Below are 14439 nucleotides of genomic sequence, written 5' to 3' on the forward strand. Positions count from 1 at the left end.
TGAGAGGCACTTTTGCCTTTTATTTTTGCCTTTGTCCTAGATTTACTCAGTACACACGCGCCGGGATCAGCACCGTCCGCATCAGCTCATTACTTTTTGCTGCGTACCTCAAAGATCGCAAACTTCAGATAGTGGCCCTCGTCCACGCCGAGAATCTGCGGATGGTCCTTGCCGGCAGCCCGCCACTCAATCAGTCTCAGCACCTTGCCGGCATCCTTCGCCGCTTCGGCGATGGTGTCCAGGAACAGCTGCGGCTGCATGTGATATGAGCAGCTTGCGGTTACCAGGTAGCCGCCCTCGTTGACCAGCTTCATGCCGTGCAGGTTGATGTCCTTGTAGCCGCGGCAGGCTCCGGCAACGGCGCTTTTGGTTTTGGCAAAGGCAGGCGGGTCCAGGATGACGACATCCCAGGTGCGTCCGCCGCCCGCTGTCATCGGCTTCGCCGTATCTGTCTTAACAGCCGGCTTGCCTCCAGGACCAGCCTCCGCTTTACTTGTTGCCCGCTCAGAACGCTCCTCCAGCCCTTTTACCTGATTACGCAGGAACGCAAACGCATCGTCCACAACGAACTCTACACGGTCCGTGAATCCGTTAATTTCAACGTTGGCCTTGGCGCTTTCAATCGCATGGGCAGAAACGTCAAGGCAGGTCACCTTCTTCGCCCCGTATTTGCAGGCATGCAGCGTGAAGCTGCCCGTATGGGCGAAGCATTCCAGCACGGTAGCGCCGTCCCAGTAAGGGAAGGTAACCGGCTTGCCGCTCTTGTTCACCGGTAAGGTCTGCGTAGCACCGTCTTCTGCCTGCACTTCCTGCAGCGTAATCCCGCTGCGTCCGCCCCAGCCCTTCATCAGCGGAGCAATGGATGCACGGTTCTCGCGCTGGTCGAAGAAATAGCCGGTCTTCTGGCCTTCTTCGATATCGACAATGACCTTCAGCCCGTTCTCGCTAACTGTGATATGACGCGGGCACTCACCGTACAGCACGCCGGTTCTCTGCTCAAGACCTTCCAGCTCACGGACCGAGACATCGCTGCGCTCATAGATGCCCTGCGGGTGCATAACCTGCACGAGCGCTTCAACAATCTCCTCCCGGCACTTGTCCATCCCCAGCGTGAGCAGCTGCACCACCAGCACATCTCCGAAGCGGTCAATGATCAGGCCCGGCAGAAAATCTGCCTCCCCGTAAACGAAGCGGTATGCATCCGCTCCCGGCAGGAACCGTTCCCGGTGCTGCAGGCAGCCCGTAAAGCGTTCGACGAAGAAGGCCGTGTCCATTGCAGGCAGCGGGGACTGCGACACAATTCTCACCCGGATCTGCGATGCCGGATTGTAATATCCGGTAGCCAGATATCTTCCCTGATGATTAAGCACATCCACCAGACTGCCGGCCTGCGGCTCCCCGTCCACTGAAGCTACTTCGCTGGCGAATACCCACGGGTGGGCCTTCTCCAGTCTTTTTTTGCGGTTTCGTTCCAGAATAACCGATGCCAATGACTTCAACTCCCTGTTCCTCTTGTAAATTTCATACATGTCCACTGCATTGCTTTCATATATTGGTGTACAACCCCCGTCCAAAGGAGCATGTCCTTATGATCCGTGACCTGCTGTTCCCTGTCATATACGGTCTTGTCATTTTTCTTGCCGGCATGAAGCTGATGGAAGCTGCGCTGGCCAAGCTCGCCGGCCCGCTGCTTACGCGGAGCCTGCATAAGGCTACCTCAACGCCGCTAAAAGGCCTTATCGCCAGCAGCCTGCTGTCGGCGCTGCTGCAGAGCAGCACCGCTGTAACCGTGCTGACCATCGGCATGGTCAATGCCGGGCTGCTCACCTATGCGCGTACGCTTGGCATTATTCTCGGCAGCAACATCGGCACCTGCCTGACCACCGAGCTGATCGGACTGCAGATCAGCTCGGCTGCCGCGCCGCTGCTCACGGCGGCGCTCTGCCTGTGGGCCGCTGCCGTCATCCTCGGCGAGCTGCCGCCCTTCGCCTGGCGGGCAGCCGAGGCCTGCCGCGCCGCCTCCGGCCCGCTCCAGTTCATCAGCCTGGCCGTGGCCGGCTTTGCACTGGTGCTATGGGGCATCGCCGTCATGCAGTCGGTCGGCCCCGCGCTTGAAACCAGCGGCCTGTTCCGCTGGTTCCTGGACCATGCGGCAACCAGCGCCCTGTGGGGGCTTGCCGCCGGAGCCTGCCTGACCGCGATGCTGCACAGCAGCGCTGCGGTCATCGGGATGGCAATGGGCCTGGCTTCCGCTGGCACCATGCCGCCCGAGATCGGGATCGCCATTGTGCTGGGCGCGAATGTCGGCACCTGTGTCACCGCCGTCATCGCCTCGATCGGCGGCTCAGCCTCCGGCAAGTTCGTCGCCGGCTCGCATGTGGCGCTCAACGTCGGCGGCGCCCTGCTGTTCCTGCCGTTTATCGGCCCGCTGCAGAGCATAGCCGCTTCATTCGGCGGCGGCCCCGCCTCCCAGCTCGCCCATGCGCAGACGATCTTTAATGTCGTCTGCTCACTGGCCGTCCTGCCGCTGTGCTATCTGCCCCTCTGGTCCAGAGTCGAGCAGCGGCTCAGCCGCACTTAAGGCTTAGTCTGCCGAATCAGGCAGACTAACAAGCAGCGGTTCTCCCATACCGGGAGAATCGCTGTATTATTATACTTCAAACTGCCCTGCGATACTAATCTATTCTCTTATTTCCTAACCCCAAATACTAATCTATTCTCTTCCCGCAGTCATCAAAAGATACTGTAGAACCGTGATCCGTCATAAAACGTAACGATCAGCGTTGCCGCAGCCAGAGACAGCAGCAGCCCCATCGCAATATAGTCGCTCAGGCTAAACGGCCTGCCTGTGTACCACGTCCGCTTCCTGCCGCTGCCGAAGCCGCGCAGCTCCATAGCGGTGCTGATCTTTTCGATCCGCTCAATGCTCGAGAGAATTAACGGCAGCAGGATCGACACGATATTCTTCAGGCGCTGTGACAGCTTCTCCCTGCGGGAAAGATCGATCCCCCTGGCCTGTGCAGAGAACGAGATATTCTCGTAATCCCGCTGGATATCGGGAATGTAGCGCAGTGCCAGTGATACCGAATACGCAATTTTATAGTTAACACCAATCCGGTTTAAGGATGCCGCGAACTCACTCGGATCTGTCGCCAGCAGGAACAGCAGCGCCATGGGAATGACTACAGCATATTTCAGCGCAATGTTAAACTGGTAGAATACTTGCTCCGCCGTGACAGTGTAACGCCCGCCCAGATGGAACAGATCATGGCGTGTACCGTAAACCTGTGTTCCTTCCAAGGGAGAGAAGAGAAAGATCGCCAGATGGTTAAGCAGGAAAAAGATCAGAATAAAATACAGTACAAAAGCATAATCTGCAAACTTCACTTTCGAGATCCGGAAAACGGCTAGACTGACCAGCAGCATCACTATCAGGCATCTCGTATCATAAGTAATCATTGCCGACAGCGACCAGACGATAAAGCAGATCAGCTTGGCTGCTCCGCTCAGAGAGTGCACCGGCGAATCCTGCCGGGTAAAGGTTAGCATCCGGGCTCTCATCCGCGGCGCACCCCCCTGTCATAAGCAATAAAGGTACGCACCAGTTCCTCCGGCTTCCGCAGCCCTGCCTTCAGCGCCAGGGTATACAGCGATGTCTCCCGCAGATTGGCCTTTTCTACTATAGACCGGTCCGTCAAAATCCGCTCGGGACGGTCATCAGCCAGCTTCTTCCCGTCCGCCAGCACAACCGTCCGCTGCGCATACTCCAGCATCAGATGCATGTCATGCGTAATCATAATTACGGTTATCCCCCGGCTGCCAAGGCCCTGCAGAAACTCCATCATCTCATTATAATGCCGGTAGTCCTGGCCGGCGGTAGGCTCATCCAGAATGATAATTTCCGGCTCCAGTACCAGAATGGAAGCAATTGTAACCCGCTTCTTCTGTCCGTAGCTAAGTACCGAGACCGGCCATTCGCGAAATTCATGCAGGCCGCAGATTTTCAGTACATTATAGACCCTTTCCCGGATTCTTTCCTCCGGCACTCCCCTCAGCTTAAGACCGAAGGCCACCTCATCGTACAGCAGCGTCTTTGAGATCATGTGGTTTGGATTCTGCATCACAAACCCGATGCGCTCCGCCCTCTCCCGGATTGAATCCCGGCTGATATCCCGGCCGTTCAGCCAGATGCTGCCTGACGCCGGCTTATAGAAGCCGCAGATCAGCTTGGAAACAGTAGATTTCCCAGCCCCGTTCCTGCCGGCGATGGCTAGCATCTCGCCCCGGTTAACAGTCAGCGACAGCCGGTGCAGGACCTCAGCCTTCTCATCATAGCCGAAGGAAATCTCTTTAAGCTCAAGCAGCGGTTCGGCTGCGGCGCTCTCCTGCTGCTTCCCGCGCCCGTCCATCCAGCGCTGGAGCGGCCCGGCCGTCCCCTCCATCTGCAGAAGCTCCAGATGCTCAGGCCTCATCTCAGGCGTAACGGTTACTCCGGCATACCGGAGCGCCGTCAGATACAGCGGCTCGCGCAGACCTGCTTCGCCCAGCAGCCTTGAGCTTAACAGCTCGGCAGGCGGCAGATCGGCAACAATGGCCCCGTCGTTCATTACGATAATCCGGTCAACTGCCCGGTGCAGCACCTCTTCGAGCCGGTGTTCAATAATAATCACGGTTTTGCCGGTTTCCTGCTGCAGCCGGTGAATAAGTTCAATGGTCTTGGTGCCGGTATACGGGTCCAGGCTGGCAAGAGGCTCATCAAACAGCAGAATATCCACATTACCTGCCAGCACTCCGGCCAGCATCGTCTTTTGCTTCTGCCCGCCGGAGAGCTCCTGCGGCGATGCCAGCAGCAGCTCTCCAATGCCTACAGCATCCGCTGCAGCTGTTACCCGTTCATTCATTTCTGCCGGAGATACCGCTCCGTTCTCCAGCACAAAAGCGATATCCTCCCCTACAGTCAGCCCGACAAATTGCCCGTCCGGGTCCTGCAGTACTGTGCCTACTGCTTGTGACAGCGCAGCAATACTCCGCTCTCCGGGTGTTTGCCCGGCAATGCGCAGACTCCCCTTCGACTCTCCGGGATAATAGAAGGGGACCAGCCCGTTAATGCAGTGGGCCAGCGTGCTCTTTCCGCAGCCGGAAGGCCCGACGATAAGTACCTTCTCCCCCTGCCTGATGCTCAGATTAATGCCTCGCAGCGTAGGCTCCTGCTGGGTACGGTAAGTGAAGCTGAAATCTGTAAACTCAATAACGGTATTCTTCATATCTGTAATCTTCCTCTTCAGCTGATTCATGTATGCCTGCTTCTGTCTTCTCTTTATTTCAACAGAAAAGCCGGTGATTGTCACCGGCTTTTCTGTCAGCTCTTCAATTAGCCCAGCTTGCGCAGGCTTCCCTGCTTGGTCCGCGTCTTGGCATAGGCCACTGCAAGCAGTGTACCGATAACCGCTACCGTAACGATATTTGCCGCTCCCGCAGCCAGTCCTTGCGTATATACCTTATTTGCCGGCTCAGCATAGATCAGAATATCCAGCGTCGGCGCAACTGCGAACCAGGCAATAGCATTGGCAACAATCTGGGCCAGATTGAAGCGGATGATTTCTCTTTTACCGAATACACCGTCCTGAATGGAAATACCGGCAACCAGCAGGCCGATAATCAGTCCGACCAGCCCCGAAGAGATGACCCAGCTGAACCAGGGCGAGCCGTAGAAAATAAAATCCTTCAGCGTGTGCCCGATCAGTCCGATCAGCAGCCCCGCTACAGGTCCATACAGGAGCGAGAATACTGCAAGCAGCGCGTAGGTAGTCTCAATGTTCGTATTCGGAATACCGGTAGGAATCGAGCCAAACCTTCCCAGAATCACGAACAAGGCTGAACCAATCCCGACCGCTACAATGGATCTGATAGATAATAATTCTTTTTTCGCCATTTGCTTCATCTCCCTGAATTGGATTTGTATCATTTGTTATGTATTTTTTAGAATTATACATCGGATTACTTGGTTTTACTATGGCTTTAAGCAAAAAAAATCTGCAAAGCGCTGTAACAGCAGCTCTGCAGATTCGCGTGAGGGTTTATTTTACAGTGACCGATACTGTTATGGTCTTGTTATTCCATTTTCCTTTGATGGACGTTGTTCCTTTGCCCACCGCTGTAATCATACCGGAAGCATTCACCTTCGCTACGGAAGGCTTGGAGCTGGTCCAGACTACGCTGCCGGTAACAATTGCTGTTTTGCCGGTATCATATAGCGCTGTTGCAACAACGCTCTGTGAAGCGCCGGCGGCAAGCGTCAGCTTCGTTTCATTCACAGTCAGCTTAGTCAGCTTAGGTACCACATTAACCTTTACTGTAGCAGCTATGCCCTGATAGGAGCCGGTCATAGTTGCCGTACCTTCAGCCACCGCCTTGACGGTTGTTCCCTTCACAGTTGCCACCGCCGGATTAGAGGACTCCCAGTTCATTGCACCGGAGAAGTTCGCCGACTTGCCGTTTGCAAAATATCCGGTTACTTTGATCGCCTTGGAGGCTTTGAGGTTCAGGTCCACTGTGGCAGGCTCAACGACCAGCTTCACAACCTTCTGCTCAATGGTCACCGGAATGCTGATTGTTTTGTTGGAATACGTTCCTTTAAGTGTAGCTGAGCCTTTGGTCAGGCCTTTAATGACCTTGCCGTTTGCAGTCTGCCTGATGACCGTATTGGTTCCGCTAACCTCCCAGGTAATCGTGCTTGTAACATCAACCTCGTCACCGTTCTCAAGCACAGCATTTACGGAAGGAAGCGGCTGCTCTTCACCGATTACGAGACCCAGTGCATCCTCAGGCCCGATCAGCACCAGCACTTTATTTTGTACAGTAACCTTTACTTCAACGCTTTTACCGCGGATCGGGGAAGCCGTCCCGGAGGAGACATTGCCCTCCTTAATCTTACCTGTAAGTGTGACGGTACCCGCTTTGACAGCGGCAAGCTTGCCGTCCTTGATCTCTGCTACTTCTTCATTGGCTGAGGTCCATTCGATTTCCTGGCTGATCTCAAGCTTCGTGCCGTCCAGCTTCGTTCCGCTGACCTTCGGCAGGCTGACGCTGTCCGCTGTATAGATTTCCAGTTCGGACTTATCCAGACTCAGCTCCGTAAGGGTTGGCAGTACGGTCACCTTCAGAGTCTTGCTGACACCGAGGTTCTCCGCCTTAACAACCGCCGAGCCCACCGCTTTACCGCTAACTGTAGCAGCCGAAGCATCCTTCGTTACGGTTGCCGCCAGCAGGTTATCAGACGTCCAGGTTGCACCCGCAGACTGGTTTTGTGTGGAATTCACAGCATTTCGCATTTCTGCTTTTATTTGCAGGCTCTCCCCCATGAAAAGCGTCTGATCCTCGGAAGGAGTCAGCAGAATCGCTTCATACGGTGCACGCACATACACATCCACAGATTTGGATACACCAAGGTATTTCGCTGTAATTACAGCCTTACCTGTTCCCACTACCGTGATTGTACCGGCATCTACTGTTGCTACACTTTCGCTTGAGCTGGTCCATTCCGCCAGATCGGCAATATCCTTTTCAGGACTATTTTCAGTCGCTTTGGTTGCAGCCGTTAATTCTACCGGACTGTCGCCGACCAGCAGCTCAAGCTCCTTAACAACCACCTTGTTTTCTTTCAGGACAATTGCCGAATACGGCAGCTCTACCTTGGCTTTAAAAGTAGCGGTCAAGCCCTTGTACTTGGCTGTAACCGTCGCTGTTCCTTCACCAACCAGGGTAATCTGGCCGTCATCAACGGTCAGAACACCTGTATTGGAGCTGCTCCAGTCTGCATCCTGCGAGACATCTTTAACCGTTGTAGCCGATTGTCCGCCTGTTGCTTTGGCCTTGACGAGCAGTGTTTCTTCACTGTCACCTAATTTATAGTTCCCGTCGGAGCTGCGCTCCAGAGTCAGGTCTTTGAACGGATGGGTAACGGACACCTCAAGGGTGGCTACCGCATTAAGATACGTAGCAGTAATCATTGCCGTACCTGTATCTACCGGTGTTAACAGCCCGTTAACTACCTTGACTGCATTTGTATTTGAGGATACCCAGGTTGAAGCTGCGGTCACATCCTTTTTGGAGGAAGACCCTTCAATGTTGGCATACACTTTAAGCTGTTTCGGGGTTTGTCCAACCGTAAGTTCAACTTTAGCCGAGCTGTCAAAATCAATTGAGTTGGTATCGCCTGCAGCCGCAAAGACGTTTACCGGAAAAGCTGCGGCAGTCAGCAATATCATAATGAGGAGCATCTTTGTCATTTTCCTGTACACAGTCATCTGTTCTCTCCTTAGGCAGTAAGATTATCGGTGGTCATTACCACACTCTTCCACTATATCGACAATTACGCCTGAAGTGTTTACCCTAATTTCAGTTAATTTTCAGAATGGAGGTAATTCAGGACTTTATAACTATATAAATTGAACTAATGATTTTTATGCTTTCGGGTTAGCCGTGACTCCAGAGAATGTTTGGACTTCCGGCCGCTGTTGTCTACAGATTTCTTGATTTATACCGTTCTTAATGGTTGAAATCCGCAGACAGCCTATGCTTCCGATGCTAGCTTTTCTACGAAAAGCTTTCAGGCGGTCGCTACCGCTCCTCCAGTTCCAAAATTCCCCTCCGCCACTTTTCCCTTTGTTAAATGTTTAGTTCAATCTATATAGATAGCTTATGCGGTAAAAAAACGTTCCAGCATCGACATCGCCTTTTGTAAAATAGGCACATTATTTGCGTATAGCCTGCTCTTTCCCCGCTCCCAGGCAGCATCTGCGTCATGCCATTCCACCGCGTTGATCTCTTCAGCCTGGGCTTTGGTGGTCCCGCCAACCGCCTCTACCAGAAAGTAATGCACCTCTTTATCCACTGTTCCATAGGTGCGGTGCTCATACGTATATTTGATAATATCAATCGGGGCTCTGATTATGCCGACAGCGCCGGTCTCCTCGCGGATCTCCCGCAGAGCTGTCTCCTCTACCGTCTCGCCGTCCTCCATCTTCCCCTTTGGCAGCGCCCCCTTGCCGTAACGGTCCACGATCAGCTGTATCTCCAGACCCTCTCTGCCCCGCCGGTACACCACGCCGCCCGCTGAAATTTGCTTATGCGCCATGTTCATTGCTCCTTAACATTGTAATCGCCTACTATCCTATGAGATGTTCCTATGAAAGCGCTCCGGGGCCCATCCGCCCCTTATCACTCCTTACCCATTTTCCGGAATTCGGGCGCAGGCTCTCTGTTAAATCCGCTCGCGCCGTTGTTCCTTGGCATCCCGTCCCAAACAGCAACAAGGACTTCACCTCCGGCGGGAAATGAAATCCTTGCTTAATAGGATACGTTATGTTAGCAGAAGATAGCTTAATTAGAAGAATCTGCAGCACAAATTACAGTAGAATCCAATATCCGGCCCGATTGAGCAATATCTATTGCACAAAATACAACAGCCCATGCTCCTCAATGCCGGCGCGCTCACCTGCAAGGACATTTGTGCTGCAGACATATCCTGTCAGACCGGCTTCTGATGATCCTGTCAGCCCGTTTCAGTCTAGTTCGCAGTCTGGTGCAGCGCAGTCCGGCTGACGCTAACCAGCTCGCCCTTGCATTCGTTAATGCCGGCTTCAGTAATCTTTACCTGGCAGAGCTCACCCTGCAGCGAATCATCGCCGCCGAAGAATACCTGCAGATAGTTGTCGCTGAAGCCGTGCTGGATGCTGCGTCCCGGCGCATCCTTGGCTGAACGCTCGGCGATGACCGATACCGTCTTGCCGACGAACTTGCGGGCGTAGTCCAGCTGCATCTCCTCGGAGAGATCAATCAGTTGCTGTACGCGGACGTTCTTGATCTCCTCGTCGATTTGGTTAAGCATCCGCGCAGCCGGAGTACCCGTCCGCTTGGAGTAAGGGAATACATGCATTTCGGAGTAATTCACAGCCTTCATGAAGTCGTATCCGGCGCGGAACATTTCGTCCGTCTCGCCCGGGAAGCCGACGATAACGTCTGTAGTGATGCCTACGTCCGGCATCGCCTGGCGGATCAGCTGCATTTTGGCATAATACTCTTCCGTAGTGTATTTACGGCGCATCGTCTTGAGCACCTCATTATGGCCGGCCTGCAGCGGAATATGCAGATGACGGCACATTTTGGTGCTGCGGTTCAGCACCTCCAGCAGCTTCTCATCGATCTGGCTGGCTTCAATCGAGCTGATGCGTACGCGTTCCAGCCCATCCACCTTATCCAGCTCCCAGAGCAGATCAGCCAGGCGGTAGTTGTCCAGATCATCGCCGTAGCCGCCGGTGTGAATACCGGTCAGCACGAACTCCTTGTAGCCAGCTTCAACCAGCTGATGCGCCTGGGCGACAATCGATTTCGGATCACGGCTGCGTGACAGCCCGCGCGACCACGGAATGATGCAGAAGGTGCAGAAGTTGTTGCAGCCGTCCTGAATTTTCATGAACGCACGTGTCCGGTCAGCAAAGCCCGGCACATCCAGCTCCTCGAATTCACGGGTCTTCATGATGTTGCGTACCGCATTCACCGGCTGGCGCGACTCCTGAATATTCTTAACGTGGGTCATGATATGCTCACGGTCCTGGTTGCCGATGACCAGATCGACACCGGGAATATCCAGAATCTCACCCGGTGAAGTCTGCGCATAGCAGCCCGTTACAGCGACAATCGCTTCCGGGTTGCGGCGTACGGCGCGGCGGATCATCTGGCGGCTCTTTTTGTCACCAGTGTTCGTCACCGTACAGGTGTTGATCAGGTATACATCGGCATTCCCCTCGAAATCTACCTGCTCGTAGCCTTCATTTTTGAACAGCTGCCAGATGGCTTCAGTGTCATAGAAATTAACCTTACAACCTAAAGTATAAAATGCTACGGATGGCATTGCTTAAGCTCCCCCCATTTCTCCGGATTCATATAAAATACAGGCTGCAGCAACCATGCCGGCTGTCTCGCAGCGCAGGATACGGCGCCCTAGTCCCACAGATACTGCCCCGGCAGCTTCAGCCGCCTGGCATTCCTCCGGACTGAACCCGCCTTCTGGGCCTACCACCACCATCACTTTGCCCTGGGAATCCGCAGATAATCCGGCAATCCAAGGTGCGGCGGCGCTGCGCAGCTGCAAGCCTTCTTCTTTTTCATAGCAGAAGTAGACGGCATCATATCCGCTGAAGCTCTGAAGCAGCTGCTTCCAGCTAAGCGGAGACAGAACGTCCGGAATGATATTGCGGTGTGCCTGCTCGGCAGCCTCCTTACAAATCTTGCGCCAGCGTTCGAGCCGTTTGCCCTCCTTGCGTTCATCGTATTGTACGATCGTGCGCTCTGAGTGGAAAGGAGCAAAGGCTACGGCACCGATCTCGGTGCATTTCTGGATCACGGTCTCCAGCTTGTCGCCTTTGGGCAGACTCTGTGCCACTGTGATCTGAATGCGCGGCTCATGGGTCATTTCCAGCGCCTCTACAATATTAACGACAATCTCGCCGATTTCAATAGAAGCAATCTCCGCCAGAGCCTCACGGGACACTCCGTCGCTGACAATCAGCTTATCTCCGGCCTTGCCGCGCATCACCTTAGCAATGTGGCGTGCGTCCTCCCCGCCGATGCTCACCTGCTCTGCGCCGAACTGCTCCGGGCTTACAAAATAACGCTGCATATTTTAGCCTCATTCTATTCATATTCAGTAAAATGCTGTTACCAAAAAAACATATTCCATCTTACAACGTTTGTCCGTTCATGACCAGCCCCTGTTACACTCCGGAGTATCCGAACAGACTCGTAAACATCCGCAAAAAGTCACTTCCCATATTCGCGGCCCAGATAAATAACGGTTCAATGGTATACCCCCGCAGACCGGGAATAAAGATGATCAGTAAAAAGAGAAAAACGGTATACTGCTCATACTGCTGCAGCCTGCCGCGGATCGGACGCGGTGCGATATCCTCCACAATCCGGTAACCATCCAGCGGCGGCAGCGGAATCAGGTTAAACAGGAACAGGAAAAAGTTAAACGGAATAAACATATTGAAGAAAAAATATATCGCTTTCAGTAATTGATCATTGGTAATAGAATCCATAACACCTGTAGCAAACAGTACTGCATAGATCAGCGCGCCCAAAATACCAAGCAAAAAGTTGCTCAGCGGGCCGGCTGCCGATACAATTACGCCCATCAGCCGCGGACGGCTGAAGTTATCGCGGTTCACCGGAACCGGACGCGCCCAGCCGAAGCCGGCAATAAGCAGCAGAATAATCCCGAACAGATCGAAATGCACCGCAGGGTTCAGCGTCATACGGCCCAGCAGCCTCGCAGTCGGATCGCCAAATTTGTTGGCAAAATAAGCGTGGGCAAATTCATGCACCGTAAATGCGATCACAATGGTAATCAGAAAAAACGGAAGCTGCTGCAGGGGATAAATTAATATCTGATCCAGAAAATCCATCTCTACCTCTTTCCGGCTGTAATGGCCACCCAGTCTTCTTCACGGGTAATTTCAATAATCTCAAAACCGGAGGCCTCAAGCGCCTGTGATACCAGGCCTTCCTTATCCTTATAAATACCGGAGGTGATATAGATTCCGCCCGGCTGGAGCGCACGGTATACATCATCCGTGAACAGCACCAGAATCTCTGCCAGGATATTGGCGACGATAAGCTTCACAGGCAATGTAACGCCAAGGCTTGCATCCGCCGGTCCGGCCTTCTCTGCTGCTCCGGTATAGCCGGGTCTCGCCGCAGGCCACATATCCCCGGCAGCCGTATCAGCTGCACCTTCGCCTCCAAGCAGCGTAAGCAGATCGCTCTCTTTTACCGTAACCGAGGACTGAAGCCTGTTCAGCTCCACATTCTCCCGCGCACTTTCGACAGCAACCGGATCAAGATCAAGGGCCAGCACATTCCCTGCACCGAGCAGAACTGCGCCTACCGCAAGAATCCCTGAGCCGGTCCCTACGTCAATGACCTCCTCGCCGCCGCTGATATGCTTCTCCAGCGCACGCAGGCACAGCGCCGTAGTCGGATGCGTTCCTGTTCCGAAGGCCATGCCGGGATCTATTTCAATAATCTTTTCATCCGGGCCCGCTGGTGTATACTCCTCCCAGGTCGGCTTGATCGTCAGACGGTCCGACACGCGAAGCGGCTTGAAGTACGCCTTCCAGGCGTGCGCCCATTCCTCGTCGTCTACTGTCTTCCAGGAGATCAGCGCTTTGCCGGGATCAATCCCGAATTCACGCAGCTCCTCAACCCGCGGTGCCACCTCATTAATAACGTCGTCCATAGATACATTTTCAGCGTAATAGCCTTTGATTACAGCCTCGCCAGGAGGAATATCGTTCAGCGGTTCATCGTATAGTTCACCGTAACGGGTATTTCTGACTTTATCAAGTGTTCCTGATTCCTCAATCGAAACACCGCCTGCTCCGGCCTCATACAGCAGATTGGATATCATCTCCTGTGCCTCTTCTGTTGTATGTACCGTCAGTTCATGCCATAACATGTGTGTGGGTCCTCCTAAAAGTTTTGTAAGCAATACTTCCATGATTTAGCTTCGTTCAAAACTCACTAATCCAGTTATTCAACATTATTCAGTATACCATTTCTACCGCAGGAAGCGCCAAAACAGCGTAAGCAATACAAATACACATTCTATTCTTTCCGGCAAAAGCAGTCCATAGTATGATCATTTACCATACCGGAAGCCTGCATAAAAGCATAGCAGATCGTAGAGCCGACGAACTTCATGCCCTTCTTCTTCAGCGCCTTGCTCATAGCATCAGACTGCCCCGTGGTTGCCGGTACCTCAGCCCGCGTCTTCCAGCCGTTAACAACCGGTTCTCCGCCAACAAAGCTCCACAGATAATCCGAAAAACTGCCCTCTTCCCGGCAAATCTCATGATAGGCCTTCGCATTCTGCACGATGGCATTAACCTTAAGGCGGTTACGGATGATCCTGGTGTCCTGCAGCAGCGCTTCTATTGTAGCATCGTCATAATGCATAATCCGGTGCGGGTCAAAATTGTCAAATACCTCGCGGTAGTGTTCCCGCTTCTTCAGCACCGTGTACCAGCTAAGCCCGGCCTGCATCCCTTCCAGCATCAGCAGCTCGAACAACTTCTGGTCATCGTATAAGGGCCTGCCCCATTCGTTATCATGATAGTCCATATACAGCTGGTCCTCAGTGACCCAGGCACAGCGTGTTATTTGCTTGTCCAAATGACTCTCTCCCTTTGGTTTCTGTCCTGCTAGGATATAGGATCAGTCTGCAAAAAGCTACCACTGTTTCATTTTAACTGTCAAAACAAAGCAAAAAAGTCCGCCCCTGCTGATTCACTGATATAACAGTACAGTTACGGCTGGAGCTCTGCGCTGAGATAGTGGTTAGCTGCAAAGGTTCATTTCTTCATAAATCATCAGCGT

12 protein-coding genes are annotated in these 14439 nt (G+C 53.4%); 1 reads left to right on the forward strand and 11 read right to left on the reverse strand.

Annotated elements, in window-relative coordinates:
- Positions 1-89 precede the first annotated feature (89 nt).
- Positions 90-1490 carry a class I SAM-dependent rRNA methyltransferase gene (locus BN3772_RS16980; protein ID WP_042200933.1) on the reverse strand — a complete coding sequence of 467 codons (1401 nt, stop codon included), beginning with the start codon at positions 1488-1490 and terminating at the stop codon, positions 90-92.
- Positions 1491-1588: 98 nt separating this feature from the next.
- Here BN3772_RS16980 and BN3772_RS16985 point away from each other — a divergent pair, with 98 nt between their 5' ends.
- On the forward strand, positions 1589-2581 hold the full coding sequence (locus BN3772_RS16985; RefSeq protein ID WP_042200934.1) for a Na/Pi cotransporter family protein: 993 nt from the start codon (positions 1589-1591) through the stop codon (positions 2579-2581).
- A 152-nt stretch (positions 2582-2733) separates the two neighbouring features.
- Here BN3772_RS16985 and BN3772_RS16990 read toward each other — a convergent pair whose 3' ends face one another.
- The 10 genes from BN3772_RS16990 to BN3772_RS17035 all read right to left on the reverse strand — a co-directional run bounded on the left by BN3772_RS16990 (position 2734) and on the right by BN3772_RS17035 (position 14235).
- The gene (locus BN3772_RS16990; protein ID WP_042200936.1) at positions 2734-3561 is read right to left on the reverse strand and encodes an energy-coupling factor transporter transmembrane component T family protein; all 828 of its coding nucleotides are present in this window, start codon (positions 3559-3561) and stop codon (positions 2734-2736) included.
- The gene (locus BN3772_RS16995; protein WP_042201032.1) at positions 3558-5264 is read right to left on the reverse strand and encodes an ABC transporter ATP-binding protein; all 1707 of its coding nucleotides are present in this window, start codon (positions 5262-5264) and stop codon (positions 3558-3560) included. The genes BN3772_RS16990 and BN3772_RS16995 overlap by 4 nt, the downstream gene beginning before the upstream one ends.
- A 107-nt stretch (positions 5265-5371) precedes the next feature.
- Positions 5372-5932, reverse strand: coding sequence for an ECF-type riboflavin transporter substrate-binding protein (locus tag BN3772_RS17000; RefSeq protein ID WP_042200937.1), 561 nt, complete (start codon positions 5930-5932; stop codon positions 5372-5374).
- A gap of 145 nt (positions 5933-6077) precedes the next feature.
- Positions 6078-8306: an Ig-like domain-containing protein gene (locus BN3772_RS17005; protein WP_042200939.1), complete on the reverse strand. Its 2229-nt coding sequence runs from the start codon at positions 8304-8306 to the stop codon at positions 6078-6080.
- A 392-nt stretch (positions 8307-8698) separates the two neighbouring features.
- A complete protein-coding gene (locus BN3772_RS17010) occupies positions 8699-9136 on the reverse strand; it encodes an NUDIX hydrolase (protein ID WP_042200941.1) in 438 nt (145 codons plus the stop codon).
- Between the two features lie 432 nt (positions 9137-9568).
- Positions 9569-10912 carry a tRNA (N(6)-L-threonylcarbamoyladenosine(37)-C(2))-methylthiotransferase MtaB gene (mtaB, locus tag BN3772_RS17015; RefSeq protein ID WP_042200942.1) on the reverse strand — a complete coding sequence of 448 codons (1344 nt, stop codon included), beginning with the start codon at positions 10910-10912 and terminating at the stop codon, positions 9569-9571.
- A gap of 3 nt (positions 10913-10915) precedes the next feature.
- Positions 10916-11680 (reverse strand): RsmE family RNA methyltransferase, encoded by a 765-nt coding sequence (locus BN3772_RS17020; RefSeq protein ID WP_042200943.1) that lies wholly within the window; start codon positions 11678-11680, stop codon positions 10916-10918.
- Between the two features lie 94 nt (positions 11681-11774).
- Positions 11775-12467, reverse strand: coding sequence for a site-2 protease family protein (locus BN3772_RS17025; RefSeq protein WP_042200944.1), 693 nt, complete (start codon positions 12465-12467; stop codon positions 11775-11777).
- A 2-nt stretch (positions 12468-12469) separates the two neighbouring features.
- Entirely contained in the window at positions 12470-13519 is a 1050-nt protein-coding gene (prmA, locus tag BN3772_RS17030) for a 50S ribosomal protein L11 methyltransferase (RefSeq protein WP_042179480.1), read from the reverse strand.
- Positions 13520-13668: 149 nt separating this feature from the next.
- Positions 13669-14235, reverse strand: a complete 567-nt coding sequence (locus BN3772_RS17035) for a DNA-3-methyladenine glycosylase I (RefSeq protein WP_086074626.1) — start codon at positions 14233-14235, stop codon at positions 13669-13671.
- Positions 14236-14439 lie beyond the last annotated feature (204 nt).

The sequence above is a fragment of the Paenibacillus camerounensis genome (assembly GCF_000723885.1).
In the GTDB taxonomy this organism is placed as follows: Bacteria; Bacillota; Bacilli; order Paenibacillales; family Paenibacillaceae; genus Paenibacillus_AQ; species Paenibacillus_AQ camerounensis.

Bases quoted from the DNA above. Each gene is read 5' to 3' on its own strand.
- BN3772_RS16985 (WP_042200934.1), top strand. From the start codon at position 1,589: ATGATCCGTGACCTGCTGTTCCCTGTCATATACGGTCTTGTCATTTTT.
- BN3772_RS16990 (WP_042200936.1), bottom strand. From the start codon at position 3,561: ATGAGAGCCCGGATGCTAACCTTTACCCGGCAGGATTCGCCGGTGCAC.
- BN3772_RS16995 (WP_042201032.1), bottom strand. From the start codon at position 5,264: ATGAAGAATACCGTTATTGAGTTTACAGATTTCAGCTTCACTTACCGT.
- BN3772_RS17000 (WP_042200937.1), bottom strand. From the start codon at position 5,932: ATGGCGAAAAAAGAATTATTATCTATCAGATCCATTGTAGCGGTCGGG.
- BN3772_RS17005 (WP_042200939.1), bottom strand. From the start codon at position 8,306: ATGACTGTGTACAGGAAAATGACAAAGATGCTCCTCATTATGATATTG.
- BN3772_RS17010 (WP_042200941.1), bottom strand. From the start codon at position 9,136: ATGGCGCATAAGCAAATTTCAGCGGGCGGCGTGGTGTACCGGCGGGGC.
- mtaB (WP_042200942.1), bottom strand. From the start codon at position 10,912: ATGCCATCCGTAGCATTTTATACTTTAGGTTGTAAGGTTAATTTCTAT.
- BN3772_RS17020 (WP_042200943.1), bottom strand. From the start codon at position 11,680: ATGCAGCGTTATTTTGTAAGCCCGGAGCAGTTCGGCGCAGAGCAGGTG.
- BN3772_RS17025 (WP_042200944.1), bottom strand. From the start codon at position 12,467: ATGGATTTTCTGGATCAGATATTAATTTATCCCCTGCAGCAGCTTCCG.
- prmA (WP_042179480.1), bottom strand. From the start codon at position 13,519: ATGTTATGGCATGAACTGACGGTACATACAACAGAAGAGGCACAGGAG.